A 24,992-nucleotide genomic window follows, 5' to 3' on the forward strand; every position below is an offset into this window, starting at 1 on the left:
GGGTCCGCGACCCTATCCCTGGAGAAACTGGAATGGCTGCCAAGGACGTGAAATTTTCCGCCGATGCGCGCGAGCGGCTGCTGCGCGGCGTCGACATCCTCGCCAACGCCGTCAAGGTCACGCTGGGCCCGAAGGGGCGGAACGTCGTGATCGAGAAGTCGTTCGGCGCCCCGCGCATCACCAAGGACGGCGTCACCGTCGCCAAGGAGATCGAGCTGGAGGACAGGTTCGAGAACCTCGGCGCGCAGCTCCTGCGCGAGGTCGCCTCCAAGACCAACGATTCCGCCGGCGACGGCACCACCACCGCCACCGTGCTGGCCCAGGCCATCGTCCGCGAGGGCGCCAAGGCCGTGGCCGCCGGCTTCAACCCGCTCGACCTCAAGCGCGGCATCGACCTTGCCGTCGCCGAGGCGGTGAAGGACATCGAGAAGCGCGCCAAGAAGGTGAAGTCGTCGGAGGAAGTGGCCCAGGTCGGCACCATCTCGGCCAATGGCGAGGCCGAGATCGGCTCGATCATCGCCACCGCCGTGGAGAAGGTCGGCAATGAAGGCGTGATCACCGTCGAGGAGGCCAAGACCGCCGAGACCGAGCTCGACGTGGTCGAAGGCCTGCAGTTCGACCGCGGCTATCTCTCGCCCTATTTCGTCACCAATGCCGAGAAGTTGGTCACCGAGTTCGACGACCCCTACATCCTGATCCACGAGAAGAAGCTCGCCTCGCTCCAGCCGCTGCTGCCGGTGCTGGAGGCCGTGGTTCAGACCGGCAAGCCGCTGCTGATCATCGCCGAGGACGTCGAGGGCGAGGCTCTCGCCACGCTCGTGGTCAACAAGCTGCGCGGCGGCCTGAAGGTCGCGGCCGTCAAGGCGCCGGGCTTCGGCGACCGCCGCAAGGCCATCCTGGAGGACATCGCCATCCTCACCGCCGGCCAGACCATCTCCGAGGATCTCGGCATCAAGCTGGAGAACGTCACGCTGGCCGATCTCGGCCGCGCCAAGCGGGTGCGCATCGAGAAGGAGAACACCACCATCGTCGATGGCGCCGGCAAGAAGAAGGACATCGACGCCCGGGTGGCGCAGATCAAGGCGCAGATCGAGGAGACGACTTCCGACTACGACAAGGAGAAGCTGCAGGAGCGCCTGGCCAAGATCGCCGGCGGCGTCGCGGTGATCCGCGTCGGCGGCTCGACCGAGGTCGAGGTCAAGGAGAAGAAGGACCGGGTCGACGACGCGCTCAACGCCACGCGGGCCGCCATCGCCGAAGGCATCGTCCCCGGCGGCGGCGTCGCGCTGCTGCGGGCCAAGTCCGCGGTCGCCAAGCTCAAGAGCGACAACGCCGACGTCCAGTCCGGCATCAACATCGTGCTCAAGGCGCTCGAAGCCCCGATCCGCCAGATCGTCGACAATGCCGGCGTCGAAGGCTCGCTCGTCGTCGGCAAGATCCTGGAGAACAAGTCGGCGACCTTCGGCTTCAACGCCCAGACCGAGGCCTTCGTCGACCTGATCGAGGCCGGCATCGTCGATCCTGCCAAGGTCGTGCGCACCGCCCTGCAGGACGCGGCCTCGGTCGCCTCGCTGATCGTCACCACCGAGGCGCTCGTCACCGAGCTGCCGAAGGACAAGCCCGCCTTCCCCGGGCCGGGTGCCGGCGCGGGCGACTTCTGACGCTCGCGGCGAGCCTGTCCGGCCGGGCCACAGGGCCCGGCCGATCCATTCCGGCGGTCAGGCCCTTCCCGCCACCATCAGCGCGAAGGCCTGCACCAGCGCCACTTCCTTCAGCCGGTCGAAGCGGCCCGACGCGCCGCCATGGCCGGCATCCATGTTGACCCGGAAGGCGATCGGGTTGGCGTCGGTCTTGAGCGCGCGCAGGCGCGCCACCCATTTCGCCGGCTCCCAATAGGTGACGCGCGGGTCGGTGAGGCCGGCCAGCACCAGCATCGGCGGATAGGCCCTGGCCTCGACATTGTCGACGGGGCTATAGGCGCGGATGCCGGCGAAGGCGTCCGCGTCCGCGATCGGGTTGCCCCATTCCGGCCATTCCGGCGGGGTCAGCGGCAGGCTGTCGTCGAGCATGGTGGCGAGGACGTCGACGAAGGGCACCTCGGCGAGGATCGCGCCGAACAGGTCAGGCGCCAGGTTGGCGACCGCTCCCATCAGCATGCCGCCGGCCGATCCGCCATGGGCGACGATGCGCCCGCGGCTGGTGAGGCGCTCGCGAGCCAGGTGCTCGCCGGCGGCGACGAAGTCGCTGAAGCTGTTCGGCTTCTTCGTGAGCTTGCCTTCCCGGTACCAGCGCCAGCCCTTCTCCGTGCCGCCCCGGATATGGGCGATGGCATAGACGAAGCCGCGATCGACCAGCGACAGTGCGTTGGTCGAGAATGCGGCGGGGATCGAGATGCCATAGGCGCCGTAGCCGTAGAGCAGGCAGGGCGCGGAGCCGTCGAGCGGGGTCGTCCTGCGGTAGAGCAGCGACACCGGCACGCTTTCGCCGTCGGGCGCCGGCGCCATCAGCCGGCGCGTCACGTAGTGCGCCGGGTCGTGCCCGGAGGGCACCTCCTGGCGCTTGCGCAAGGTCCGATGGCGGCCGGCCATGTCGTAGTCGTAGGTCTCGGCCGGCGTGGTCATCGAGGAATAGGTGAAGCGCAGCGTATCGGTGACGAACTCGAAGCCCGCATCCATGCCGAGCGAATAGGCCTCCTCGGCGAAGGCGATGGCGTGCTCCTCGCCGCTGCCCAGCGCGCGCACGACGATGCGCGGCAGCCCGTCCTCGCGCTCCAGGCGCACAAGCCAGCCCTCGAGCACGGCCAGCGACAGGATCATCCGGCCCGGCCGGTGCGCCAGCAGATCGCGCCAGCGGCCTCGCGAAGGATCGGCGAGCGGCGCGAGCACGACCTTGAAGTCCTCGGCGCCGTCGGCATTGGTGAGGATGACGAGGCTTTCGCCGTCCGGCCAGGACGGGTGGTGCTCGACCTCGTAGCGCACGCCGGGCTCCCGCGGCGCCACCAGGCGGGGCGGCGCCTCGGGCGCGGCGAGGTCGAGCAGCCGCACCTCGGCGGTCTCGTGATCGTGGATCGAGATCAGGCCGAAGCGGCCGGACTGGGTCTCGCCCAGGCTGACGAACATGCCGGTATCGGCTTCCTCGTAGACCAGCGCGTCCGCCGCGGCCGGCGTGCCGAGCTCGTGGCGGAAGACGCGCAGGGCCCGGTGATGCTCGTCCACCTGCACATAGAAGAAGCAGCGCCCGTCCGCGCTCCACACCGCCCCGCCCGCGGTGTCGGGCACGATGTCGTCGAGCATGGCACCGCTCATCGCGTCGAGCACGCGCATCTCGTAGAGCTCGGAGCCCTTGGCGTCGGCGCTCCAGGCCAGGTGCCGGTGATCGCGCGAATGGCTGGAGCCGCCCATCTGGAAGAAGGCGCTGCCTTCCGCCAGCCGGTCGCCGTCGAGCAGCACCGTCTCCTCGCCGCCCTCGCGCGGCCGGCGGCAATGCAGCCGGTGCTGTCCGCCTTCGCGGAAGCGCGCGTAATAGGCGTAGGGGCCGTCCGGCGCCGGCACGCTCGAATCGTCCGGCTTGAGACGGCCCTTGAGCTCGGCGAACAGGGTTTCCTGCAGGGCCTGCGTCGGCCCCAGCACGGTCCCGGCATAGGCGTTCTCAGCCTGGAGATGAGCACGGATGTCGGCCGGCAGCGCTGCGGGATCGCGCAGCACCTCCTGCCAGTTGTCGGCGCGCAGCCAGGCATAGTCGTCGGTCAGCCGTACCCCGTGCACGACCCGCTCGACCGGGCGCTTCTCCGCCACGGGCGGCCGCATCGCATCCGCCATCTCAGGCGCCCTCGGGGGTGAAGCGCATGGCATGGCCGTTCAGGCAATAGCGCAGGCCCGTCGGCCTGGGACCGTCGGGGAAGACATGGCCGAGATGGCCCTCGCAGGCGGCGCAGCGGATCTCGGTGCGCCGCATGCCGTGCGACAGATCATCGATCTCGATGATCGCGTCCGGCGAGACCGAGGCAAAGAAGCTCGGCCAGCCGCAGCCGGCATCGAACTTGGTGTCGGACAGGAACAGCGGCGCGCCGCAGCCGGCGCAGGAATAGAGCCCGGCCTCGTTGCTGTTCCAGAAGGGGCCGGTGAACGGGCGCTCCGTGCCGTGCTGGCGCAGGACGCGATACTGCTCCGGCGTCAGCTCGGCGCGCCATTCGGCGTCGCTCTTGATGATCCTGTCGCGGGTGGTGGGCGCGCTGGGCATGGTTCGTCTCCGGTTGCCTCGCCGCAGACATAGGCGCGATGGGCCGGGCCGGCAACGCGCCGGCCCAAGGATTCGCCAGCACCGCCGCCCGCCGGCTCTGCCCGCCCCGCCGTTCCGGCTGCGCCAACCCGAATCACCGGATGCTCGAACGTTACGAACCTGTAAGATTAACGGATTCCGAAGCGGTCGGGAAAACGCGCCGCCCACTTGGCGCGATGCCGTCAGGGCATCGTGTTTGGTACAAAAAAACTCCGGATGTCTTTGCAAAGACCTTGCCGGGGCAGACTAGACAGATTAAGTCAGAACGCGATTGGTTTTTCGCGATTCCATGTAGAGCGAAGTGGATCCGTTGCAGGCCGTGCTTTCTTCGGCTGCAATGTGTCCAGTGTTGCAGGGAAGAGTCGGCGAAGGTCGACCTCAGACAAACGAAAGTCGGATGAACATGAGCGACGGATCGAACGGCTCGGATTTCATTGAACTGGCGGCTGACATCGTCTCCGCCTATGTCAGCAACAACTCCGTTGCGGCTTCTGACCTCCCGAACCTCATTGGTGAGATCCACAGCGCCCTGCTGCGCGTATCCAGCGGTGTTCAGGAAGCGCCGGTGGAAGCTCCGAAGCCCGCCGTCCCGGTCAAGCGGTCGGTGACGCCGGACTACATCATCTGCCTGGAAGACGGCAAGAAGTTCAAGTCGCTGAAGCGCCATCTGCGCACCCAGTACAACATGTCGCCGGAGGAATATCGCGAGAAGTGGGCACTTCCCGCCGACTATCCGATGGTGGCCCCGAACTATGCCCAGGCGCGCTCCAACCTCGCCAAGCAGATGGGCCTCGGCCAGCAGCGCCGCCGCAAGGGCCGATAAAACACCGATGACCGGCGGGCTTGGCTCATCGGCCATCGGTCGAGTCCGCGCGGCGCTCGATCGTCACACGGCTGGCTCCGGCCGCAGGCTGGAGCCGACAGTATAAGCTCTTCGGAAGCGGACTCGGACGGGCCGGGGCGGTCGACGTCACGCCGGCCTGTGGCTTCTGCGCCGCGGCCGGGGATCGCGCGTGGTGGAGAGCCGTCAGGCCGCGGCGAGCGCCTGGCGCGCATCGGCACGCATGCGTTCGACCATGGATTTGAGCCCGTTGGACCGCTGCGGCGTCAGGTGCTCCTCCAGGCCGAGGTCCCGGAACACCTTGAGCGCGTCGGTGGCCAGGATCTCGGCGGCGGGCTTGCCCGAGAACAGCGCGATCAGGATCGCCACCAGGCCCTTGACGATATGGGCGTCGCTGTCGCCCTGGAAGAACAGGCGGCCGTCGCTGGCGCCGGTCAGCAGCCAGACCTGGCTGACGCAGCCCTGCACCTTGTTCTCCGCCGTGCGTGCGCCCTCGGGCAGCGGCTCCAGCAGCCGGCCCAGTTCGATGAGATAGCGGTAGCGGTCTTCCCATTCGTCCAGGAAGCCGAAATTCTCGACGATGTCGGCGATCGCGGGGATGCTCATGCCCTGCATATAGGCCCTGCGGCGTCCGGAGAAAAGCAAGGGCGGCGCGAGGCCTGCGCCGCCGCGGTCAGCCCGGGTCGCGCAGGTGCGCCGGCGCGGCTGCGCGAGCCTTGCCGGCAGGGCGTGGGGGCTTGGGGGCGGCGGCCGGCGCCGGCTCGTTGGCGGCGAGAAGGTCGGAGATGAGCCTGGCGCTTCGTTCCACGTTCAGGCCGAAGCGCTGCGCCGTCTCGGCGCCCGAGCGGCAGGTGTCGGGCCGCTTCAGGCAGAACGAGGCGGCGCTGGCGGCGGCGGAGCCGGCGAGGGCGGCCGCGGCGGGGGGCTGGGCGGTCCGTGCCGTCCCGGTCGGGGCGGAATGCGGCATGGGCAGGAACAGCATCACCACGCCGATCCAGAACAGGGCACGCAACAGGAAGAACATCTCGCCACTCGACGCAACGCCGGGCCGGAACTCTGCCCGCGGAAGACCCTAGCACATGCCGACGAAGCCGGGCTTTCCCGCATCGCTGCAATTGTCGTCGAATTTGATTCAAATTCGAGCGATCGATGGTTCCGCCGACGATTCGGCGAGGACCATGCGCCGTCTCGCGGAAAAGCCGCAGAAACGACGCGATACACCGCAAGATTCGGTGAAACTCTGTTCACCATGTCGGTGGTTTGCCGCCTCGGCGGCAGGTGTTTCGACCGCCGCCGCACCTTTTGAACCTTCGCCTTAGCGTTCGCTTAAACCCACGCTGCGATGGTCGGCGCGTACAAAAAGGGGGCGTGGATCAAGATTCACGCTGAAGCGTTGCGTCAAATTGATGTGTTCAAGCAGGCGCGGATGTTCGTGGACGATCTCGTCCATGACCATGCCAAGGCCGATCCGCTGATCGCGGCGCGTCACAGCGCGTTCATCGCGACCCATCTCGTCGTCGGGGTCGTGACCCTTGCCTGCCTTCCCGGCTATCTCGCGCTGCGCGGCGACCTCACGCCGACCGAGGCGCTGGTCTTCTCGATCCTGGCCTGCCCCGTCGCCATCGCCTTCTTCCTGTCCCGCACCGCCCGTTTCGAGGCGGCCAACATTCTCTCGGCCATGGCGCTCTGCGGCCTCGTGGCGGTGGCTGCCACCCGCACCGGCGGCGTCCAGTCCTTCGTGCTGATCTGCCTGCCGCTCGTCCCGCTCGAGGCGGCGATCGCCGGCTCGCGCCGCGTCGTCGCCGCGGCCCTCGCCATGGCGGTGCTGACGGCCGCGGGCATTGCCGGGGCCGACATGGCCGGTCTGCTGCCCTCCGCTGCCGAGACCGCCAACTCGATGGCCCTGCACGGGGTGGTGATGATGGCGGCGATCGGCTATGCCGGCGGCATCGCCTTCCTCAATCACGGCTTCCAGGCGGCCGAGGCGGAGATGATCCGCAGCGGCGAGGCGCGCTACGCCATGCTGGCCGAGAACATGAACGACCTGGTGACCCGCCACGGCGAGGCCGGCCGCGTCACCTATGCTTCGCCGGCGGCCACGGTGATGACCGGGGTGGCGCCCAGCGCGCTGCTCGGCCAGGGCCTGTTCGAGCGCGTGCACGTCTCCGACCGTCCGACCTATCTCGCGGCGCTGTCGCAGGCCCAGGCCGGCGCAGCCTGCACCGCCGAGTTCCGCCTGCGCCGCGACGGCGGCATCAGCTTCATCTGGGTGGAGATGCGCTGCCGCTCGGTCGGCGCGGGCGAGGCCAGCCATGTCGTCGCCGTGTCGCGTGACATCACCGGCCGCAAGGCGCAGGAGCTGGCGACCGAGGCAGCCCGTGCCGAGGCCGAAAGGGCCAACGCCGCCAAGGGCCGCTTCCTCGCCACCATGAGCCACGAGCTGCGCACGCCGCTCAATGCCGTCATCGGCTTCTCCGAGATGCTGATGAACGAGAAGGTGATGGGCATCGATGCCGAGCGCCGGCACGAGTATGCCGGGCTGATCCACGACAGCGGCCAGCACCTCCTGTCCGTGGTCAACGGCGTGCTCGACATGTCGAAGATCGAGACCGGCAATTTCCAGATCTTGGCCGAGCCCTTCTCGATCGAGAGCCTGGTCGACAATTGCCGCGCCATGATGCTGCTCAAGGCCGAGGCCGGGCGGATCCGCCTCGACCTCGCCGTCGAGCCCGGCCTGCCCGACATCGTCGCCGACAAGCGGGCCTGCCGGCAGATCTGCCTCAACCTCATGTCGAACGCCATCAAGTTCACCCCGCCCGGCGGCAAGGTGACGGTCGGGGCCCGCGCCGAAGCTGCCGGCATCGCCCTGTTCGTCACCGATACCGGCGTCGGCATCGCGCGTGAGGACCTGCCGCGCCTGGGTGAGGCCTTCTTCCAGGCGAGCTCTGCCTATGACCGCGCCTTCGAGGGCACCGGCCTCGGCCTCTCCGTGGTCAAGGGCCTGGCGGTGCTACATGGCGGCTGGATGGAGGTGGACAGCGTCGTCGGCCGTGGAACCACGGTGACCGTGCGCCTGCCGCTGGACTGCGAGAATGCCGCCTCGCGCGATGCCATCGCCATGGCGTCGAACGTCGAGCGGCTCTGGCCGCGCGCCCAGCAGCCGGGGCCGATGTCCGTCCCGGAAACACAGGGGAAGAAGCGTGCGTGAAGCGTTGGCGAGGTCCGACCGCGATTTCCTGTCCGAGGAGGCGGAGTTCGAATCCTCGCGCCTGCTCTCGACCCTGATGCTGGTCCTGCGCCGGCCGATCGAGATCGCCGGCTCCCTGACCATGGCGGGCTTCACCGCCGCCATCATCGTCAACGCGCTCGGCATGCAGGTCGGGCCCCATCCCGCCCCGTTCTTCGCGCGCGAATGGCCGCTGCGCGCCGCCGATTCCGCGCTGCCGCCGGCTCCGACGCCGCCGGCCCGCCCGGTGGCGCAGGCCGCGCCGCCGGCTGCCGCCGACGCGTCCACGGCCGACGCGCCCACGGCCGATGTGCCGGCGGCTCCGTCGGACGGCAGCGCCCTGCTGCGGGACATCCAGACCGAGCTCGCCGCACGCAACTATTACGACGGCACGCCCGACGGCGTGCTCGGCCGCAAGTCCGACGCCGCCATCCGCGCCTTCCAGACCCGCATGGGGCTGACCGTCGACGGCCAGCCGAGCGAGGATCTCCTGTCGCGCCTCAAGGCCGCGCCTGTGCCGCAGGCCGCGGCGCGCGAGGGCGGCGATCCCATCGCCGCGCTGATTGCCGCCAGCGCGCCGTCGGCTGCGCCGCCCGTCAGGCCGGCGACGACGCCGGTGCCGCCGAGCAAGCGTCTGCTGGCGATCGAGAAGACGCTCGCGGCCCTCGGCTACGGCCCGCTCAAGGTCGACGGCATCATGGACGGCGACACACGGGCGGCGATCAGCCGTTTCGAGCGTGACCGGTCGCTGCCCGTGACCGGCCAGGTCTCGCCCCGCCTCGTCAAGGAACTGACGGCCGTCTCCGGCATTGCGCTGGAATGAGCAGCCGGCTCAAGTCCGCCTTCTTCGTCTCCGCCTATATCCGCCGCTGCGCCGTTGAGGGCGCGGCGGCGGCCTTGCGGCATCGTGGCGCCGAAGAGGCCGGCGCCGTCTTCGTCAAGGTGGACCGGCTCGACGGCACGGCCGCTCTCTACGGCCCGGCGCCGCAATCGCTCGCCGATCCCGGCGGCGAGCGGCGCTTCGTCCGGCTGACGCCCGAGGGCGCGACGCCGCTCGAGGCGGAGCAGATCCTGCAGCGGCAGCTGCGCTATGATTCGGACCTGTGGATCGTCGAGGCCGAGGACCGGCAGGGGCGGCACTTCCTCGATCTGGCGCAGGAGTGACGGCCGCGGCGCGGCACGCCCGGTCCCGCGCCGTGCCGGGCCTGCGAGCTCCGTCCACGGGGGGGGGCCGAAATTCCGCTCAGGCGCCGGTCGCCTTGCGGCGTCCGGTCTCGCTTTCCAGGCGCTGCTGCGTTGCCGGCCGTTCCCGGGCCGGCTCGGCGAAGATCGGCTCGTGGCGTCCGCGCCCGCCGGCACTCGCCGTGGCCATGCGCATCAGGCGCGTCGCCGCGGCGCGCGGCACCGTCTCCATCAGCAGGGACAGCGCGCGCAGCCGCAGGACCGAGCGGCCCGCCTCTTCGTTGACGAACATCAGGAGGCGCTCGGCCTGGGCGCCGGGCATGCCGATCGCGGTGAGGGCGAGGGCCAGCGCCTCGCCCGACGGATCGTGCACGATCCGCTCGGCCGTCTCGGCGCCGATGTCGAGGAGGTCCTGCAGCGTGGCCGCGACCTCGCCGGTCCGGCGCGACATCGCCGCCGCCTCGACCGCATCGAGCACGAGCTGGGGGGCAAAGATCTGGGCTTCGCGCGTGGCGAAGCGGGCGGCGTGCGGGGCGCCGCGGAAAGCTTCGATCACGGCGGCCCGGGCCTGGGCATCGAGGTCGAGGAACAGCGGGGCCAGCCATTGCGCCTTCACGCCGCGGCGGGTCGCCAGCCGCGTCGCCAGGCCGGGAATTTCGACCGCCGCGGCCGCGAGCAGAGCGATGGTCTCCCGGTCGATCGGCGCCGCCGGATTGGAGGCGAGCGCGTCCGCGACCAGGGGATAGCCCTTGCGCACCAGCAGGCGGACGAGCTCGCCGTTGAGGTCGACGCGCCGGGCGATGGCCGCATCCGTCACCGGGCCGCCGTCGGTGGTCAGCGCCCACAGGTCGTCGCGGCCGAGCAGGGGCGAGGCCTCGATGATGCGGGCCGCAGCTTCCGGTTCGCTGGCGAGCAGCTTGTCCAGCACCAGTCGCGGCGCGAAGGCGCAGGGGCCGAGCTTGCCGGCGACGGCGATGCGCGTGTCCTCGTCGACCTGGTCGACCAGATGGGCGGCAAGCTCGGTGTAGCGCGCCACATCCGTCTCGGACCGGTGTGCCGCGTCGACGAAGAGGTCGGTCAGCACGCGCAGCAGGGTGGGCCGCACGTCGAGCCCCGGCACGCGCGACAGGGCGAACAGGCCTTCCAGGCGCGGCAATTGATCGTCGAACATCGTGTTTCCGGAGGGCTCGCTGTGGCTTTCTGGTCGCGGGCGGGGAAAAAGGCTCGGCGGCGATCCGCAGGCGGATGCTACCCGACAGTCATAAACGGACTGTTAACCATGCTGGCCGGTTACTCCACTCAGGCGCGCAGGAGCGGCTTGCGCGCCCTGTGCCAGTGGGGTCGGTGATGGGTGCCATCGTGCAGTTTCCCCAATCTACGCCGCGACAGACGCGGCTCATCGACGCCGGACCCGAACGGTCCGGCGCGATCCTGTTCTTCACGGGCGTGCGCATCGAGCGGCACGCCGACACGGCGGCGATCGAGGCCGATGCGACCGGCACGCGCCCGGCCCAGAGCGGAACTCCCAGCGGACGGCGGCGGCGCAAGGCCTGACCCCCGTTTGAATCGAAGGCGTGCTGCGTCGCTACCAACTTGCAATAGAGCCTCATGCGACACCGGCACGTAAGATTGTGCTGCCTCACCCTGCTCCTGGCCGCCGGGCTGGCGGGTTGCGCCGCCGAGGGCGATTTCGGTCGCCGGCAGCCCTCCGTCGTGACCGACGAGGTCCTGCCCTGGGCCGGCCGGCAGCTGGCCTGGACCCGCGGCGAGGCGGTGTCCGGCTTCATGCTGACCGACGACGAGAAGGAGCTGCGCGACCGGGCCTGGCGCTTCCTGATGCCGGCTCATCCGCGCTCGCGCTTCGACTATGCCCTGGCCGAGCTCAGGCGCCTGCGCCTGATGCCCGCCGGCCCGCGCCCGGGCTCGCTCGGCGAGGCGCCGCATCGCGTGCTGCAATATGTCGGGCTCGGGCTCTATGACGACCAGCAGCCGGACGCCTATTTCAAGGCGCTGATGGGGCAGGACTGGACCTCCTCGCATCCGCCCTACCGGCGGCTGTGCGGGGACATCGATGCCGACCAGGCCCTGCTCGATCCGCTCGACGCGGCGGCCGAGCGCGTCGAGGCCGCCGATCGCATCCGGGCGCGGGGGCTGCCGCTGATCCCGGACCTTTCCGAGGGCGAGCGTGACGAAGCGCTCGACCGCATCGCCGAGAACCAGGGCCTGATCTGGTGGATCACCGACGCGCTCGGCCGCCGGGTCGCCGGCTACCGCTACGCGCTCCAGCGCCTGTTCATCGAGATCCCGCAGCGCGACGCCGTGGCCTGCGAGCACAAGCTGGCCGGCCTGGAGGCGCGGACAGGGGCAGCTCCGGCCGCCTCGGCGCCGGCCGTGTCGCAGGCTGCCCCGCGCCAGGGCTACTATCCCTGGCCCGTGGACGAGACGCCGCCGCAGAAATGACGGGCCGGACCAGCCTTCAGCTCGCCTGGCAGGTCGCCTGCGACAGCGCATCCTCGATGACCGGCATCATGCCCGGCGTGGCGGCGAGGGCGCGCAGGATCACCACGCCCCTGGCCTGCGGCGCTTCGATGCGCAGCGCCTCCGGCGTGTCCGGCCCCTCGCGCGAGCGCACCTCCGCCAGCTGCACGCTGGTGTAGAGCGTCAGCTCGATGGCACCTGCGGACGCCGCGCGGTCGTTGAGGGCATAATAGTTCAGCCCGTCCGGCGTGTAGAACGACACGGAGAAGAACGCAGGCGGGACGGGCGCGCGCAGGTGCAGCGGCCCGGCCGAGAGGTCGTAGCGGCATGCCGCCACGCGCATCGCCGGATCGGGCGAGGGCAGCACCTCGGCCAGGGGGCCGGTCGCCGGGACGATGGCGAAGGCGCCGTCCGGCCCGAGCTCTTCCAGGCGGCGATAGGCCGTCCGCTCCGCCATGCGCGGCAAGGCCAGCACCGTCGCCAGATGCACCGTCAGTGCCAGCAGCAGGCCGACGACGGTCCAGATGCCGAAGCGGATCATGGGCAGCCCTCGGCGATGATGTCGGGCAGGACGACGGCGTCGCTGCGCGCGGCGCTGGTCGACACCGGCGTGTCGTAGAGGCGCAGCACCAGCCGGAACGGCCCGCCGGCCGGCCCGCTCGGCAGCCAGTTGCCCGGCGCGGCGTCGGGGGCCACGACCACGGCCGCGACGCCGTCGCCGCGGCGCAGCACCTCGGCGCTGGTGAAGCCGTGGCGTCCGACCGGGCTGTCCGGCAGGTGGCCATCGGCGTCGTAGAGCGCCAGCGTCCACCAGCGCGCCGGCGGCGCGATCGGCTCGATGCGGTAGCGGCACCGCCCGTCGAGAGCGGCCCCGGCCGAATCGCGCGTGGCGACGAAGGCCAGGCCCTCGCCGGAGCCGAGCGGCAGGTCGCCGGAACGGGCGAGGCCGGCGCGGGCATAACGGTCGGCATCGGGCGTGCCGGCCTGCGGCCAGGCGCTCCAGGGGCCGATGCGCAGCGCGTTGAAGCCCGGCCCGCCCGCCAGCGTCCACCAGGTGAGCCCGAGGCCGACGACGGCGCCGAGCGTCAGCGCGTAGAGAAAGCCGGGAATCGAGCGCAAGGTGAAGCTTCGCGAAGGGAACCGTGCCGATCAGGCCTGCCGGAGCCCGGCCCGTCAAGAGGGCAGGCGCCGGCACCGGTGCGCCGCGGCTGGATCGGAGCCGCCTCAGGCACGGGCCGGGCCGCCCGCCGTCATCGAATCGTCCAGACCCCGCCGGAGAAGGTGACGCCGCGGGCCCCGTCGCCTTGGTCCGCGGCGAGCGTCCGCGGCGGGGCGTCGATCGCGCTGGTGCTGCGGCCGGCCGGTACGTTGCGGGCCTGGTCCATCAGCTGCTGGATGTCGAGGAGCACGGCGGCGCTGCCGCGCGACAGCGTGCCGGGATGCTGCGGCGAGACCACGGCCGGCAGGCCCTCGGGCTGCGCCGCGGCCACCAGCTCCTTGCCGCCCTTGCCACCCTTGGCGTCGAAGGGCGGCACCCCGAGGATCGGCCGCAGGACGACGCCCTGATGCGCCACGCTCATCACCTGCTGCCACACCATCGCCGGCAGGGTGCCGCCGGTCATCTTGTTGGTGGGCTTGTAGTCGTCGTTGCCGAGCCAGACGCCGCCGACGAAATTGCCGGTGAAGCCCATGAACCACGCGTCGCGATAGGCGTTGGTGGTGCCGGTCTTGCCGGCCACCTTGATGCCGGGCAGCTGCGCCTTCCTGCCGGTGCCGTTCTCGACCACGCTGTTCAGCATGCTGTTCATCTCCGCGATGATCGGCGGGTTGATCACCAGCGGATTCTCCTTGGCCGGATCGAACCGGTAGATGAGGTCGCCCTTGGAATCGCGGATTTCGAGCGCGGCGTGCGGGCTCGCCTTGTAGCCGCCTGAGGAGAACACGCCGTAGGCGCCGGTCATCTCGATCAGGTCCACGGCTTCCACGCCGATCGGCAGGGCCCAGCTTTCCTTCAGATCGGTCTCGATGCCCATGCGGTGCGCGGTGTCGATGATCAGCCGGCGGCCGTCCACCGCGCTCTTGCCCATGGCCAGCGACAGCTTGACCGGGATGATGTTGATCGAGCGTGTCAGCGCCGTCATCAGGGTCACCGGCCCGGCGAAGCTGCGGCCGTAGTTCTGCGGGCACCAGTTCTTGATGCAGAGCGGGGAATCGACCACCACCGATTGCGGCGTGAACCCGTTCATCATCGCCGTGGTGTAGACGAAGGGCTTGAAGGAGGAGCCGGGCTGGCGCAACGCGTCGGTCGCGCGGTTGAACTGGCTCTGGCTGTAGTCGCGCCCGCCGACCATGGCGCGCACCGCGCCGTCGGGGTCCATGATGACGATGGCGCCCTGATGGGCGTTGTAGTCGGTGCCGTACTGCCGGAGCATGGTCTCGAGCGTGTTCTCCGCCGTGCGCTGGATCACGGGATCCAGGGCGGTCTTCACCACGAACACCGACGAGTCGCCGAGCTGGCCGTCATCCGCCATCTCGGCGATCTGGCCATAGGCCCAGTCGAGATAGTAGTCGGGCGCCTGCGATGCCGAGCGGTCGACCGGGGTGGCCGGCGAGCGCCGCGCCCCATAGACCTGCCCCTCGGACATGAAGCCGGCATCGACGATGTTGCTGAGCACCTGGTTGGCCCGGGCGCGCGCGGCGGCAAGGTTGTTGGTCGGGGCGTATTTCGACGGCGCCTTGAACAGCCCGGCCAGCATCGCCGCCTCGGCCAGCGACACGTCGCGCACCGACTTGCCGAAATAATATTGCGCCGCCGCCTCGATGCCGAAGGCGCCGCCGCCCATATAGGCGCGGTCGAGATAGAGCTTGAGGATCTCGTCCTTGGTCAGGTGGCTTTCCAGCCAGAGCGCGAGATAGGCCTCCTTGATCTTGCGCTGGATCGTGCGCTCGTTCGACAGGAACAGGTTCTTGGCCAGCTGCTGGGTCAGCGACGAGCCGCCCTGGACCACGCCGTTCGCCTGGGCATTGGCGGCGATGGCGCGGAAGGTGCCGACGATGTCGATGCCGAAATGCTCGTAGAAGCGCCGGTCCTCGGTGGCGAGCACGGCCTTGATCACATAGTCCGGCATTTCGCTGAGCTCGACCGAATCATTGCGGCGGATGCCGCGCTGGCCGATCGGCTCGCCGTAGCGGTCGAGGAAGGTGACGGCGAGGTCGGCCCGCTTCAGCCAGTCGCCTGCCGTGTCCTGGAAGGCCGGCACGGCGAGGGAGAGCGCAAGCACCGCGCCGGCGAGCCCGAACGTCAGCCCGTCGCAGGCGAGCTCGACCGCGACGCGGCGCCAGCCGGTGACATGGAAGCGGTTGGAGAAGGCGTAGATCGCCTCGAAGCCGGCGCGGATCGCCTGCCACACCGCATAGACCGCGCTGTCCAGCCAGGAATCCAGCCGCAGCGCCTCGCGGCGCACGCGCCCGAAAAAGCCGGGCCTGGGCAGCTTCTCGGTCACGGTCTGGCGGCTTTCCTCGAATGACGCAGGAAATATTTACCCATTGTAAACCCTTCCGGGAAGGCTGCCGCGCCACGATCGCTCGATATGATGAACGGCCGGGCGCCGAGGGCAAGAGGCGCCCCGGGTGCTTGTCCACATGCCGTTGCGGAGGGACGGCGGCGCGCGCCGTGCATCCCAGCGGCCGGCCGGGCCTTCCGGCCCCCCTCCAGCCTCTTTCCGCGCGCGGGCTTCCGGTCCACAATCGGCGCACTCGGCAGGTTGATGGATCATGACGGCGCGTGCAATCCGGGGAGCGGCGATCACCTTCGTGGCGGACCCGTTCCTGGTCGATCCGGCCGAGGCGCTGGTGCATATCGACGACGCGCTGATCCTGATCGAGGACGGGCGAATCGTGTCCGTCGGTGCCTTCGCTGCCGCCGAAGTCCCGGCGGGCGTGCCGGTGGAGCATTATCCCGACGCCCTGCTGGCGTCGGGCTTCATCGACACCCACGTGCATTATTCGCAGCTGGAGATGGTCGGCGCCTTCGGCGCCCGGCTCCTGGAATGGCTGGAGCGCTACACCTTCCCCGCCGAGCTGCGGTTTGCCGACAAGGCTCATGCCGACCGCGTGGCGGCGTTGTTCCTGCGCGAGTTGCTGCGCAACGGCACGACCACGGCCTGCGTCCACTGCACCGTGCATCCGCAGTCCGTCGATGCGTTCTTCGAGGAGTCCGAGCGCTTCAACACCCGGATGATCGCGGGCAAGGTGCTGATGGACCGGAACGCGCCGGCCGGCCTCACCGACACGCCCGAGCGCGGCTATGCCGAATCCAAGGCGCTGATCGAGCGCTGGCACGGCCGGGGCCGGCAGCTCTACTGCATCACGCCGCGCTTCGCCCCGACCTCGACCCCGGCCCAGCTCGAGGCCGCCGGGCGGCTGTGGCGGGAGCACCCGACTGCCTATGTCCAGACCCATCTCAGCGAGGACGCGGCCGAGGTCGCCTGGGTGCGGGAGCTGTTTCCGGAGGCCGACAACTATCTCGACGTCTATCACCGGGCCGGGCTCACCGGCCGGCGGGCGATCTTCGCCCACGGCATCCATCTCGACGAGGACGAGTTCTGCCTCTGCCACCGCACCGGGTCGGCGCTGTCGCACTGCCCGACCTCGAACCTGTTCCTCGGCTCCGGCCTGTTCCGGGCCTTCGAGGCCAAGCGCGCCGACCGCCCGGTGTTCACCGGCCTCGGCACCGATGTCGGCGGCGGCACCAGCCTGTCGCAGCTCCAGACCCTCAACGAGGCCTACAAGGTGGCGGCGCTGAACGCCACGGCGGGGCGCGGCGAGAAGCTGCGGCCGGCCCAGGCCTTCTATCTCGCCACCCGCGGCGGCGCCGAGGCGCTGGCCCTGGAGGATACCATCGGCTCGCTGGCGCCGGGCTGCGAGGCCGATATCGTCGTGCTCGACCTCAAGGCTTCGCCCCTGGTCGCATTCCGCCTGCAGGCGGCGCCGACCATCGAGGACAAGCTCTTCGCCCTGATGACGCTCGCCGACGAGCGCACGGTGCGCGCCACCTACGTCGCGGGCGAGAAGGCCTATGACCGGGACGCGGCGGAACCGTTCCGCCACGCCCGCTGACCCCAGCGGCCTTCGGCTCGCCGGTGAGCTACGGCTCGCCAGCGGCCCTCAGCTCGTCGGCGGCAGCGTGCCGGTCGGGCTGGCCTGGTCGACGGCCGTCGGCAGGTGCTGCTGCAGGAAGGCCAGGACCTTGTCGGCCGGAATCCCGAGCGACGTGGCCAGCTGCTGGACCTGCTCGTTGCCCAGCGCGGCTTCGAGCTGGCTGGCGCTGACCGGCAGGTTCTCGCCGTTGCCGAGCCAGGAGGTGACCTGCGGGCCGAGGCCGCTGGCCTGCAGCTTGTCGATGACGCCCTGCAATCCGCCGGCGCCGGCGAGCGCCTGTGTGAGGGCGCCCGGCGCCTGGTCCGCGGCCTGGCCGAGCAGGCCGCCGAGGGCATCCTTGAGATTGTCGAAGAGGCTCATCTCGTTACTCCCGATGCATGACAGGAAGGAACAGCCCGGCGTCGCCGGTGCCGGATTGGATGCCTGCGCCCCGGGTCCGTCAAGCTCAATCTCCAATTCCCGCCCGCAAATCGCTGTCAGCGCTGGAGATTTGCCGGCGAAGGGACGGCGCCGAGCGGGGCTGTCGCTTCGTCGCCTCTTCCTGATACAATATCAGCATGACCGAACATGTCGTCGAACCCTTCTGGAAGGCCAAGTCGCTCGAAGCCCTCGCGCCGGACGAGTGGGAGAGCCTGTGCGACGGCTGCGGGCGCTGCTGCCTGGTGAAGCTGGAGGAGGACGAGACGAGCCGGACCTACTTCACCGACGTCGCCTGCTTCATGCTCGACTGTGTGAGCTGCCAGTGCTCGGACTATCCCGACCGCAAGCGCCACGTCCCGGACTGCGTGACGCTGACGCCCGATCTCGTGCGCAGCATCGACTGGCTGCCGCCGACCTGCGCCTATCGGCTGGTGGCCGGCGGCGAGGATCTCTACTGGTGGCACCCGCTGGTGTCGGGCGATCCGGACACCGTGCACGCGGCCGGCATCTCGGTGCGCGGGCGGGTCCGGCTGAACGACAGGCAGGTCGGCGAGGACGACTGGCAGGACCATATCGTGCGCTGGCCGATGCGCGTACCCAAGCAGGCGCGGCGGCGCTGAGGGCGCCGCAGCAGCGGCCGGCCTGTCGCGGAACTCGCGGCGGGCCGGCAGCGTTCTGGTTTTGTTGCGTCTCGCTCCCGGGAGATCGTCATGAGAAAGCTGAATCTCTGCCTCTGCATCGCCATTCTCGGCCTCTCGGCCGGCATGCCGGCCGAGGCCCGGCAGCGCCAGGCCGGCCCGACCGAGCAGGAGATGATCGCGCGCTACTACAACGATCCCTATTACGGCTATCAGGGCGGCAAGGTCTGCCCGCGCTGGTGCCCGAACGACCGCACGCCCTGCGATCCGCCGAACTTCAAATATGCGGACGGGCGCTGCGACCCTTCGAATCGCTGAACCTGGGCTGCGGGGCGCGGCTCAGCGGAAGACCACCGTCGAGCCGGCCTTGTTGGCCATCTCCTGGATGTAGCTGCGATAGGCCGGCACTGCGGTGACGGCGGTGATGGCGCCGCAATCATAGCCGCGCCCGGCGATCACGGCGGAGATGACGCCGACCAGCACGGTTCCCGAGGCGGTGCGGCGGAAGACCGGGCCGCCGCTGTCGCCGCGGCAGATGCCGGTGCGGGCGCTGCGTGCCTTCAGCTTGCCCTCGCGGTCGATCAGGAAGAGCTGCTTGGAGGGGTCATAGACCTTGTCCAGCATCGCGAAATGCATCTCGCGCAGCGTCCCGGCCGAGGCGATGCGGCGGTCGCGGTTCATGCCGAAGCCAGCGGCGAGCACGTCCACGAACTGGTTGTCGTTGGGCACGCTGGCGGCCAGCGTCACCGGCGTCAGCCAATTGGGGAAGTCGCGGTCGGAGCGCAGCAGGGCGATGTCGTTGAGCGGCGCGCCGGTGCCCAGCGCCCGCACGTCGAATTCCGGATGCACCGCCACCTGCACGCCCATCGCGAACCGGAAGCGGAAGTCCGGATTGAGCGCGCGGATCTTGTAGTCGCCGCGCCCGGCCAGGAAGCAATGCGCCGCGGTCAGCACCAGCCGGCGCGAGACCACCGTCCCGGTGCACTGGGTGCCCCCCGGTCCCTTGATCTGCACGACGCTGCGCCGGATGCCGGCGGGGTCGCTGGAGGCGGCGCCCCCCTTGATGGCGAGGGCGGGAACGGTCGCCGCCAGAAGGGCGGCGAGGGCCAGGGCGCTACGAAGACGGATGCTCATGCATCGACACTATTGGGAGCCGCGTTCATGCGCCAGCATGAAACGTCGATGATGAAGAAACCGTCTTCGCGGCGACCTGCCGCAGGTCACGGCAGCGGCGCGCCGAGCCGGGCTGCCGCCTGACGGATCCAGGGCAGGGCGGTGCCGATCAGCGCCACGCCGGTGAAGCCGCCGCAGCCGCGCTGGCCTTCCTCGCCGAGCGCCGAGCCGAGGACGCCGACGAGGACCGGCGCCGTCGCCGCACCCGCAGCGTCGCTGACGCGGAAGACCGGTCCGCCGGAATCGCCCTGGCAGGCCCCGATCTCGCGCTTGCCGGGATCCTGCAGGCGCAGCTGGATGCGCGACTGCAGCGGCACGCCCGTCAGCGTCGCCTGCCGCAGCGTGCCGCCGGTCTTGCCGTCGCCGCGGACCGAAAGGCCGAACCCGGCAAAGCTGTAGCGCGCGCCCATCACCCCGGCCTCGGGCGTGGACGGCAGCGCGATCGGGGCATAGCCGCCGGGCAGCGGCGCCTTGAGCGTCGCCAGCGCCAGGTCGACGACGAAGCGGCGCTTGGCATAGGCCGCCGGGTCGAACTGGGGATGCAAGGTGATCGCCGTGAGCTCGCCGAGGACCGGCTGAGCGCCCGCATAGGTCAGGAGCCGGTAGTTGGCCCCGGGGCGCACGCAATGGCCGGCGGTGAGCAGCAGCCGCGGCCCGAGCACGGCGGCCGAGCAGAAGCTGCCGCGGTCCGAGACGATCATCACCACCTGCGCCGCCGTGCCGGCCTCGGCCGCCTGCCCGCCGACGACGGCTTGCGCAGGGGCGGCCGGGGCCAGGGCGAGGGCGGCGAGGAGGGGGATGAGACGGCGCATGCCGCTGCCTTGGCGGGACGGCGGGGCTTTGTCAATGACCGGGCGCATCGCCGCCCGGAGACGGCGCGCGCGTCTCTGCAGGTACTTTAGCCGGCTCATCGTGCAACCTCCTGAGCGGGTTTGCTTTTCCCGGATGGTCCGCCCGGTGGCGGCCGTTCCGTGCCCTGCCGTCGCCCGCGTCCCGGCAAGGCCGCTATTCCCAACGTGGACAAGCGCTTGCGGCCGGCTCTTTGTTCATAGCGGGTTCACTGCCGAATGTGCATAGTGCGACGATGCTTCAGCTCTGCCGCAGCCTGGTCACCGCCGCCCTGCTCGCCCTCGTCGGCGGGAGTGCCTTCGCGGCGGAGTGCCTGCCGATCCCGCAGGCGCGCAAGATGGTCCAGGCCGGCCAGATCATCCCGACCCTCAAGGCGGTGCGTGCGGCCACGGCGGTCGTCGAGGGCGAGCCCATCGACGGGCGGCTGTGCGCCGTCGGCAACGCTTACCGTTATGTCGTCACAATTCTCGGTGCTGATGGACGCGTGATCCGCGTGTCCGTCGACGCGCGCTCCGGTGCCGTGCTGGGCAAGAAATAGGGTGAGCGATGCGTCTTCTGGTGGTCGAGGACGACCACGATCTCAACCGCCAGATCGTGCAGGCCCTCGAGGATGCGGGCTATGCCGTCGACCGCGCCTATGACGGCGAGGAGGGGCATTTCCTTGGCGATACCGAGCCCTACGACGCCGTGGTCCTCGATGTCGGCCTGCCGCGAATCGACGGCATCACCGTGCTGGAGCGCTGGCGCCGAGCCGGGCGGGCGATGCCCGTGCTGATTCTCACCGCCCGCGACCGCTGGTCCGACAAGGTCCAGGGCTTCGATTCCGGCGCCGACGACTATGTGGCCAAGCCCTTCCACATGGAGGAGGTGCTGGCGCGCCTGCGCGCCCTGATCCGCCGCACCACCGGCCATGCCACGAACGAGTTCGTCTGCGGCCCGGTGCGGCTCGACGCCCGGGCCGGGCGGGTGGTGGTCGACGGCAATCCGGTCAAGCTGACCTCGCACGAATACAGGCTGCTCGCCTACCTCATGCACCATACCGGGCGCGTGGTGTCGCGCACCGAGCTGGTGGAACACCTCTACGATCAGGATTTCGATCGTGATTCCAACACGATCGAGGTGTTTGTCGGCCGCTTGCGCAAGAAGCTCGGCGTCGATGTGATCCAGACCGTGCGCGGCATGGGCTACATCCTCGCGCCACCCGACACGCTGCGCGGATGACCACCCGGTCGCTGGCGTTCCGCCTCTTCGCCTCGGCCGCGGCCTGGGTCGTCGCCGTGCTCCTCATCGCCGGCCTGCTGCTGGTCTCCTACTACCAGCACGCCACCGAGAAGGCGTTCGACGAGCGCCTGCACGTCTATCTCAAGACGCTGGTCGCCGACCTCGCCCGTCGCGACGTCGGCGACCGCACCGCGCCGGGAGCGCTCGGCGAGCCGCGTTTCGAGCTGCCCCTGTCGGGCTGGTACTGGCAGATCAGCCGGATCGACAAGGCCGAGAACGGCGGCGAGCGCGGCGACAGCAACGGCTCCAAGTCGCTGTTCGAAGCCTCGCTGCCGAGCCTGGAGGAGCTCGGCGTGCCGGCCGAGGAGGGCGGCGTGCGCGAGGCCTATATCAACGGGCCGGACGGGCGACGGCTGCGTGCCGTCGAGCGCCTGATCGACCTCGGCGAGGACGGCCGCTACCGCATCACCGTGGCCGGGCCGGCCGACGAGATCGATGCCGAGATCGCCGATTTCCAGCGCGCCCTGCTCATGACCTTCGCCTTCCTCGGCGTCGGCCTGGTCGGCTCGACGCTGCTGCAGGTGCGATTCGGCCTGCTGCCGCTCAAGCGCATGAGCCAGACGCTCGCCGCCATGCGGGCCGGCCGCGCCGAGAAGCTGCCGCCCGACCTGCCGGACGAGATCGCACCGCTGGCGCGCGAGCTCGACGCGCTGGTCGATTCCAACCGCCAGGTGGTGGAGCGCGCCCGCACCCATGTCGGCAATCTGGCGCATGCCCTCAAGACGCCGCTCTCGGTCATCGCCAACGAGGCCGAGGCCGCCTCGCCCGCGGGCATGCCGGGCAAGATGCTGCAGCAGGTCGCGGTGATGCGCGAGCAGATCGACCACCACCTGCAGCGCGCCCGCATCGCCGCCGCCGTCAGCGTCGTCGGCACGGTCACCGAGGTCGCGCCGGTGGTCGACGGGCTGGTGCGGGCGATGGAAAAGATCCACCGCGACAAGGGCCTGACCATCCATGTCGCCATGGCGGAGGGCTTGCGCTTCCGCGGCGAGCGGCAGGACCTGGAGGAGATGGTCGGCAACCTCGTCGACAATGCCTGCAAATGGGCGGCCTCGCGGGTCGAGATCGCCGCCCGTGCCGCGGACCAGGCCGGCGCCGCGGTCGCGATCCTGGTCATCGACGACGACGGGCCGGGCCTGCCGGCGGAAAAGCGCGACGAGGTCGCCCATCGTGGCCGCCGCCTGGACGAGACCAAGCCCGGTGCCGGCCTCGGCCTGGCCATCGTCACCGATCTCGTCCTGCTCTATCGCGGCCGCTTCCGCCTGGAGGCGGCGCCCTCGGGTGGCGTCAGGGCCGTGCTGGAGCTGCCGGCGGTGAGCCGGTGACGGGACGGCGGTCGTGGCGATCGGGCGGTTCCAAGCCCGCGCAAGAGCGGTTAGGCTCGACGCCGATTCTGTGGACGCAACCATGGGAGCTTGCGGCATGTGCGATCTGAAGGGACGGCTCAGGGGCCGTCATGGGGCGGCGGGACGCTGGTTCGCCGCAGCCTTGGCTCTCGGCAGCGGGCTGGGGCTGGCGGGCTGCGGCAGCGAGGCCTCGGCGCCGAAGCCCGTGGTCGCGCTCGCCACGGCGCCCGGGACCGATACCGACAATCCCACCCTGGCCGGGCTCGATGCCGCCGACCGTCAGCTCGCCGCCAGCGCCGAGCGCCAGGCTCTCGACGCCTCCGGCTCCGGCAAGCCGGTGACCTGGCGCAGCGCCGCCAGCACCGCGCGCTACGGCTCTGTGGCGGCCGGCCCGGTCTTCACCCAGAACGGCCAGACCTGCCGGCCGTTCAGCCAGACCGTCTATATTGACGGGGTGCCGCAGACGGGGCGTGCCACGGCCTGCCGCCAGCCCGACGGCGCCTGGCGCCGCAGCGGCTGAAGCGCCGGAGCCTTCGCCCGCGGGGATACCGGCGGTTAACGCCTGCCGCCTATCCTGGGCCGCGCCGGGGCGGGGGCTGCGGTCGGGCTGCGGCGGCCCGCAAGAGCCGGCTCGGGAGGCTGCCATCGACGACAATGCGGCGCAGGAAGGCTCGACTGCCGCCGGCGGCGCTGCGGAGCGCCTGTGGCGTTTCCTGTCCACATTGCCGGACGAGCCGTGCCTCCAGCTGCTCGACCTGCTCGAGCGCGACCAGCTCGCCGGCCACGACTTTCCCGGCTCGGGCCTGACGATCCGCGCCCTGGTCGCCGTGCTCGCCGCCCGCCAGCAGACGCCGCCGCGCCTGGGCAATCCGCGGCGCTGCTTCTTCGCGGTGCTCGAGCCCTTCCTCATCGACGAGCAATTGCCGCGCAAATGGGTCGGCCGCATCGCGCGGACCTCGCTCAATCATATCTGGGACTGGCTCTGCCACGACCTCGCCGCGGCCGAGATGGCCGCCTACCAGGCCGAGGTGGTCACCGCCTTGCTGGACCGGGACGTGGCGCGGGCGCACGAGCAGGCCGCGCAGCTGCAGAAGGCGCTGCTGCCGGCGATCCGCCGGGCCGTGGCCTCCCATGACGAGGCGGTGCTGCACCGGTTCTCCGTGCTGGTCGGCGGCCAGGCGGTGCTGGAGGACCTGCGCGACATGATGACGGTGATGGAGCACCGCGAGACGCTGCGGGCTCTGGGCGAGCGGATCCGCGGGCCGATCCGCCAGCTGGACGAGGAGGAGGCCGCCTTCATCCTCGAGGCCCTGGTCCCCTTCGCGCGCGGCGACGCCATGCTGCTGCCCTATGCGGTCGCCCTGGTCATGGGCCGGCTGACCCATCCCTGGCAGATCCTCCAGGTGGCGGTGCTGGCGGTGGAGAGCCGCGAGGCGCTGCGGCTCGGCCAATCCTCCTTCCGCGTCGTGATGGAGCTGCTGCTCTGCGAGCTGGAGCGCCTCGTGGTGCGCGCCCAGGCGGAGCGGCGGGGCCGCCGCACGGCGCGGCTCGCCCTCGCGGCCACCGATTTCGCCGCCAGCGTGCGGGCCATCGTCGACCACATCGCCATGGGCCCGGAGATCGGCTGGATGAAGCGCATGGGCGCGGCGCGCTCGCGCATGGCGCAGGTGCTGCGCCCCGAGCTGGAGGAGCTGCCGGGCCGGGTCAGGCGCATCCTCAGGGCGCCCTGGTATCGCGAGCTCGACGGCGGCGGCGCATTCGACGCCGGCGAATTCGCCGCGATCGAAGCCGGCCTCGATCTCCTCGTCATCGCCAAGGATCATGCCGCCGAGCTCGCGCTCAACGAGGCGACGCTCCGGGTGATCTCGCGCCTCGCCGCCTTCCTGGAAGCGAGCCTCAGGCCGCTGCTCGACGGATTGCGCGGATCGGTGGGCGACGACCGGGCCTTCCGGCTGCAGCAGCTCGAGGCGGCGGTGCGGATCGCCCGGCGGGTCCTCGGGGCCGAGTATGCCACGCTGCTGCAGAAGGCCGTCGACGTCGCCGCGGCCGAGGTGCGGCCGCTTGCCAGGGCGGGGTGAGCGCGGAACGCCGGCATTGCGCCGCATGGCCTGCGGTGCGAA

The 24,992-nt window shown here is 70.5% G+C and carries 27 protein-coding genes; 16 read left to right on the forward strand and 11 right to left on the reverse strand.

Annotated elements, in window-relative coordinates:
• The first annotated feature begins 32 nt into the window (after positions 1 to 32).
• Positions 33 to 1,661 carry a chaperonin GroEL gene (groL, locus tag QO011_RS13560; RefSeq protein ID WP_307272652.1) on the forward strand — a complete coding sequence of 543 codons (1,629 nt, stop codon included), beginning with the start codon at positions 33 to 35 and terminating at the stop codon, positions 1,659 to 1,661.
• Positions 1,662 to 1,718: 57 nt separating this feature from the next.
• Here groL and QO011_RS13565 read toward each other — a convergent pair whose 3' ends face one another.
• Both QO011_RS13565 and msrB read right to left on the reverse strand, forming a co-directional pair.
• Entirely contained in the window at positions 1,719 to 3,818 is a 2,100-nt protein-coding gene (locus tag QO011_RS13565) for a S9 family peptidase (RefSeq protein ID WP_307272654.1), read from the reverse strand.
• 1 nt (position 3,819) lies between these two features.
• A complete protein-coding gene (msrB, locus tag QO011_RS13570; protein ID WP_307272656.1) occupies positions 3,820 to 4,239 on the reverse strand; it encodes a peptide-methionine (R)-S-oxide reductase MsrB in 420 nt (139 codons plus the stop codon).
• A gap of 442 nt (positions 4,240 to 4,681) precedes the next feature.
• On the opposite strand from msrB, the gene QO011_RS13575 reads away from it, so the two are divergent.
• A complete protein-coding gene (locus QO011_RS13575) occupies positions 4,682 to 5,101 on the forward strand; it encodes a Ros/MucR family transcriptional regulator (protein WP_307273160.1) in 420 nt (139 codons plus the stop codon).
• A gap of 204 nt (positions 5,102 to 5,305) precedes the next feature.
• Here QO011_RS13575 and QO011_RS13580 read toward each other — a convergent pair whose 3' ends face one another.
• Positions 5,306 to 5,725 (reverse strand): SufE family protein, encoded by a 420-nt coding sequence (locus QO011_RS13580; RefSeq protein ID WP_307272659.1) that lies wholly within the window; start codon positions 5,723 to 5,725, stop codon positions 5,306 to 5,308.
• A gap of 67 nt (positions 5,726 to 5,792) precedes the next feature.
• Entirely contained in the window at positions 5,793 to 6,143 is a 351-nt protein-coding gene (locus QO011_RS13585; protein ID WP_307272663.1) for a DUF5330 domain-containing protein, read from the reverse strand.
• Between the two features lie 55 nt (positions 6,144 to 6,198).
• Between QO011_RS13585 and QO011_RS13590 the strand changes: the two genes are divergently transcribed.
• The 4 genes from QO011_RS13590 to QO011_RS13605 all read left to right on the forward strand — a co-directional run bounded on the left by QO011_RS13590 (position 6,199) and on the right by QO011_RS13605 (position 9,509).
• Entirely contained in the window at positions 6,199 to 6,438 is a 240-nt protein-coding gene (locus tag QO011_RS13590; RefSeq protein WP_307272666.1) for a hypothetical protein, read from the forward strand.
• Positions 6,439 to 6,545: 107 nt separating this feature from the next.
• A complete protein-coding gene (locus QO011_RS13595; protein WP_307272669.1) occupies positions 6,546 to 8,327 on the forward strand; it encodes a PAS domain-containing sensor histidine kinase in 1,782 nt (593 codons plus the stop codon).
• Positions 8,320 to 9,168 carry a peptidoglycan-binding domain-containing protein gene (locus QO011_RS13600; RefSeq protein ID WP_307272672.1) on the forward strand — a complete coding sequence of 283 codons (849 nt, stop codon included), beginning with the start codon at positions 8,320 to 8,322 and terminating at the stop codon, positions 9,166 to 9,168. Before QO011_RS13595 ends, QO011_RS13600 begins: the two co-directional genes overlap by 8 nt.
• A complete protein-coding gene (locus QO011_RS13605) occupies positions 9,165 to 9,509 on the forward strand; it encodes a DUF1491 family protein (protein WP_307272674.1) in 345 nt (114 codons plus the stop codon). Before QO011_RS13600 ends, QO011_RS13605 begins: the two co-directional genes overlap by 4 nt.
• A 79-nt stretch (positions 9,510 to 9,588) precedes the next feature.
• Here the strand turns inward: QO011_RS13605 and QO011_RS13610 are convergent, their stop codons facing one another.
• Positions 9,589 to 10,698: a DUF2336 domain-containing protein gene (locus tag QO011_RS13610; RefSeq protein ID WP_307272676.1), complete on the reverse strand. Its 1,110-nt coding sequence runs from the start codon at positions 10,696 to 10,698 to the stop codon at positions 9,589 to 9,591.
• A gap of 176 nt (positions 10,699 to 10,874) precedes the next feature.
• Here QO011_RS13610 and QO011_RS13615 point away from each other — a divergent pair, with 176 nt between their 5' ends.
• Both QO011_RS13615 and QO011_RS13620 read left to right on the forward strand, forming a co-directional pair.
• Positions 10,875 to 11,081 (forward strand): hypothetical protein, encoded by a 207-nt coding sequence (locus QO011_RS13615; protein WP_307272679.1) that lies wholly within the window; start codon positions 10,875 to 10,877, stop codon positions 11,079 to 11,081.
• A 54-nt stretch (positions 11,082 to 11,135) separates the two neighbouring features.
• Positions 11,136 to 11,987: a hypothetical protein gene (locus QO011_RS13620; protein WP_307272682.1), complete on the forward strand. Its 852-nt coding sequence runs from the start codon at positions 11,136 to 11,138 to the stop codon at positions 11,985 to 11,987.
• Positions 11,988 to 12,003: 16 nt separating this feature from the next.
• Here the strand turns inward: QO011_RS13620 and QO011_RS13625 are convergent, their stop codons facing one another.
• From QO011_RS13625 to QO011_RS13635, 3 genes are all read right to left on the reverse strand, one after another.
• Positions 12,004 to 12,546 carry a DUF1254 domain-containing protein gene (locus QO011_RS13625; protein ID WP_307272685.1) on the reverse strand — a complete coding sequence of 181 codons (543 nt, stop codon included), beginning with the start codon at positions 12,544 to 12,546 and terminating at the stop codon, positions 12,004 to 12,006.
• Positions 12,543 to 13,124, reverse strand: a complete 582-nt coding sequence (locus tag QO011_RS13630) for a DUF1214 domain-containing protein (RefSeq protein WP_307272687.1) — start codon at positions 13,122 to 13,124, stop codon at positions 12,543 to 12,545. The genes QO011_RS13625 and QO011_RS13630 overlap by 4 nt, the downstream gene beginning before the upstream one ends.
• A gap of 131 nt (positions 13,125 to 13,255) precedes the next feature.
• A complete protein-coding gene (locus tag QO011_RS13635; protein WP_307272689.1) occupies positions 13,256 to 15,508 on the reverse strand; it encodes a transglycosylase domain-containing protein in 2,253 nt (750 codons plus the stop codon).
• Between the two features lie 271 nt (positions 15,509 to 15,779).
• On the opposite strand from QO011_RS13635, the gene guaD reads away from it, so the two are divergent.
• Positions 15,780 to 17,123 carry a guanine deaminase gene (gene guaD, locus QO011_RS13640; protein ID WP_307272692.1) on the forward strand — a complete coding sequence of 448 codons (1,344 nt, stop codon included), beginning with the start codon at positions 15,780 to 15,782 and terminating at the stop codon, positions 17,121 to 17,123.
• Positions 17,124 to 17,171: 48 nt separating this feature from the next.
• On the opposite strand, the gene QO011_RS13645 is transcribed toward guaD, so the two are convergent.
• The gene (locus QO011_RS13645; protein WP_370881950.1) at positions 17,172 to 17,621 is read right to left on the reverse strand and encodes a YidB family protein; all 450 of its coding nucleotides are present in this window, start codon (positions 17,619 to 17,621) and stop codon (positions 17,172 to 17,174) included.
• Between the two features lie 101 nt (positions 17,622 to 17,722).
• On the opposite strand from QO011_RS13645, the gene QO011_RS13650 reads away from it, so the two are divergent.
• Together QO011_RS13650 and QO011_RS13655 are read left to right on the forward strand one after the other, a co-directional pair.
• Positions 17,723 to 18,205, forward strand: coding sequence for a YcgN family cysteine cluster protein (locus tag QO011_RS13650; protein ID WP_307272701.1), 483 nt, complete (start codon positions 17,723 to 17,725; stop codon positions 18,203 to 18,205).
• 90 nt (positions 18,206 to 18,295) lie between these two features.
• A complete protein-coding gene (locus tag QO011_RS13655) occupies positions 18,296 to 18,541 on the forward strand; it encodes a hypothetical protein (RefSeq protein ID WP_307272703.1) in 246 nt (81 codons plus the stop codon).
• Between the two features lie 21 nt (positions 18,542 to 18,562).
• On the opposite strand, the gene QO011_RS13660 is transcribed toward QO011_RS13655, so the two are convergent.
• Entirely contained in the window at positions 18,563 to 19,357 is a 795-nt protein-coding gene (locus QO011_RS13660) for a S1 family peptidase (protein WP_307272705.1), read from the reverse strand.
• A gap of 86 nt (positions 19,358 to 19,443) precedes the next feature.
• Positions 19,444 to 20,208: a S1 family peptidase gene (locus tag QO011_RS13665; protein WP_307272706.1), complete on the reverse strand. Its 765-nt coding sequence runs from the start codon at positions 20,206 to 20,208 to the stop codon at positions 19,444 to 19,446.
• 272 nt (positions 20,209 to 20,480) lie between these two features.
• On the opposite strand from QO011_RS13665, the gene QO011_RS13670 reads away from it, so the two are divergent.
• The 5 genes from QO011_RS13670 to QO011_RS13690 all read left to right on the forward strand — a co-directional run bounded on the left by QO011_RS13670 (position 20,481) and on the right by QO011_RS13690 (position 24,950).
• On the forward strand, positions 20,481 to 20,783 hold the full coding sequence (locus tag QO011_RS13670) for a PepSY domain-containing protein (protein WP_307272708.1): 303 nt from the start codon (positions 20,481 to 20,483) through the stop codon (positions 20,781 to 20,783).
• An 8-nt stretch (positions 20,784 to 20,791) separates the two neighbouring features.
• Positions 20,792 to 21,466 carry a response regulator transcription factor gene (locus QO011_RS13675; RefSeq protein WP_307272710.1) on the forward strand — a complete coding sequence of 225 codons (675 nt, stop codon included), beginning with the start codon at positions 20,792 to 20,794 and terminating at the stop codon, positions 21,464 to 21,466.
• A complete protein-coding gene (locus tag QO011_RS13680) occupies positions 21,463 to 22,851 on the forward strand; it encodes an ATP-binding protein (RefSeq protein ID WP_307272712.1) in 1,389 nt (462 codons plus the stop codon). The genes QO011_RS13675 and QO011_RS13680 overlap by 4 nt, the downstream gene beginning before the upstream one ends.
• 97 nt (positions 22,852 to 22,948) lie before the next feature.
• The gene (locus QO011_RS13685; protein WP_307272715.1) at positions 22,949 to 23,392 is read left to right on the forward strand and encodes an RT0821/Lpp0805 family surface protein; all 444 of its coding nucleotides are present in this window, start codon (positions 22,949 to 22,951) and stop codon (positions 23,390 to 23,392) included.
• A 202-nt stretch (positions 23,393 to 23,594) separates the two neighbouring features.
• The gene (locus tag QO011_RS13690) at positions 23,595 to 24,950 is read left to right on the forward strand and encodes a hypothetical protein (RefSeq protein ID WP_307272717.1); all 1,356 of its coding nucleotides are present in this window, start codon (positions 23,595 to 23,597) and stop codon (positions 24,948 to 24,950) included.
• The last annotated feature ends 42 nt before the right edge of the window (positions 24,951 to 24,992 follow it).

The sequence above is a fragment of the Labrys wisconsinensis genome (genome assembly GCF_030814995.1).
GTDB lineage: Bacteria > Pseudomonadota > Alphaproteobacteria > Rhizobiales > Labraceae > Labrys > Labrys wisconsinensis.

Coding starts and splice junctions, on each gene's coding strand:
- QO011_RS13605 (WP_307272674.1), top strand. CDS start 9,165: ATGAGCAGCCGGCTCAAGTCCGCCTTCTTCGTCTCCGCCTATATCCGC.
- QO011_RS13685 (WP_307272715.1), top strand. CDS start 22,949: ATGTGCGATCTGAAGGGACGGCTCAGGGGCCGTCATGGGGCGGCGGGA.
- QO011_RS13615 (WP_307272679.1), top strand. CDS start 10,875: ATGGGTGCCATCGTGCAGTTTCCCCAATCTACGCCGCGACAGACGCGG.
- QO011_RS13590 (WP_307272666.1), top strand. CDS start 6,199: ATGCCGACGAAGCCGGGCTTTCCCGCATCGCTGCAATTGTCGTCGAAT.
- QO011_RS13665 (WP_307272706.1), bottom strand. CDS start 20,208: ATGCGCCGTCTCATCCCCCTCCTCGCCGCCCTCGCCCTGGCCCCGGCC.
- QO011_RS13565 (WP_307272654.1), bottom strand. CDS start 3,818: ATGGCGGATGCGATGCGGCCGCCCGTGGCGGAGAAGCGCCCGGTCGAG.
- QO011_RS13675 (WP_307272710.1), top strand. CDS start 20,792: ATGCGTCTTCTGGTGGTCGAGGACGACCACGATCTCAACCGCCAGATC.
- QO011_RS13610 (WP_307272676.1), bottom strand. CDS start 10,698: ATGTTCGACGATCAATTGCCGCGCCTGGAAGGCCTGTTCGCCCTGTCG.
- groL (WP_307272652.1), top strand. CDS start 33: ATGGCTGCCAAGGACGTGAAATTTTCCGCCGATGCGCGCGAGCGGCTG.
- QO011_RS13620 (WP_307272682.1), top strand. CDS start 11,136: ATGCGACACCGGCACGTAAGATTGTGCTGCCTCACCCTGCTCCTGGCC.
- QO011_RS13575 (WP_307273160.1), top strand. CDS start 4,682: ATGAGCGACGGATCGAACGGCTCGGATTTCATTGAACTGGCGGCTGAC.
- msrB (WP_307272656.1), bottom strand. CDS start 4,239: ATGCCCAGCGCGCCCACCACCCGCGACAGGATCATCAAGAGCGACGCC.
- QO011_RS13650 (WP_307272701.1), top strand. CDS start 17,723: ATGACCGAACATGTCGTCGAACCCTTCTGGAAGGCCAAGTCGCTCGAA.
- QO011_RS13660 (WP_307272705.1), bottom strand. CDS start 19,357: ATGAGCATCCGTCTTCGTAGCGCCCTGGCCCTCGCCGCCCTTCTGGCG.
- QO011_RS13625 (WP_307272685.1), bottom strand. CDS start 12,546: ATGATCCGCTTCGGCATCTGGACCGTCGTCGGCCTGCTGCTGGCACTG.
- QO011_RS13670 (WP_307272708.1), top strand. CDS start 20,481: ATGCTTCAGCTCTGCCGCAGCCTGGTCACCGCCGCCCTGCTCGCCCTC.
- QO011_RS13655 (WP_307272703.1), top strand. CDS start 18,296: ATGAGAAAGCTGAATCTCTGCCTCTGCATCGCCATTCTCGGCCTCTCG.
- QO011_RS13680 (WP_307272712.1), top strand. CDS start 21,463: ATGACCACCCGGTCGCTGGCGTTCCGCCTCTTCGCCTCGGCCGCGGCC.
- guaD (WP_307272692.1), top strand. CDS start 15,780: ATGACGGCGCGTGCAATCCGGGGAGCGGCGATCACCTTCGTGGCGGAC.
- QO011_RS13580 (WP_307272659.1), bottom strand. CDS start 5,725: ATGAGCATCCCCGCGATCGCCGACATCGTCGAGAATTTCGGCTTCCTG.
- QO011_RS13595 (WP_307272669.1), top strand. CDS start 6,546: ATGTTCGTGGACGATCTCGTCCATGACCATGCCAAGGCCGATCCGCTG.
- QO011_RS13585 (WP_307272663.1), bottom strand. CDS start 6,143: ATGTTCTTCCTGTTGCGTGCCCTGTTCTGGATCGGCGTGGTGATGCTG.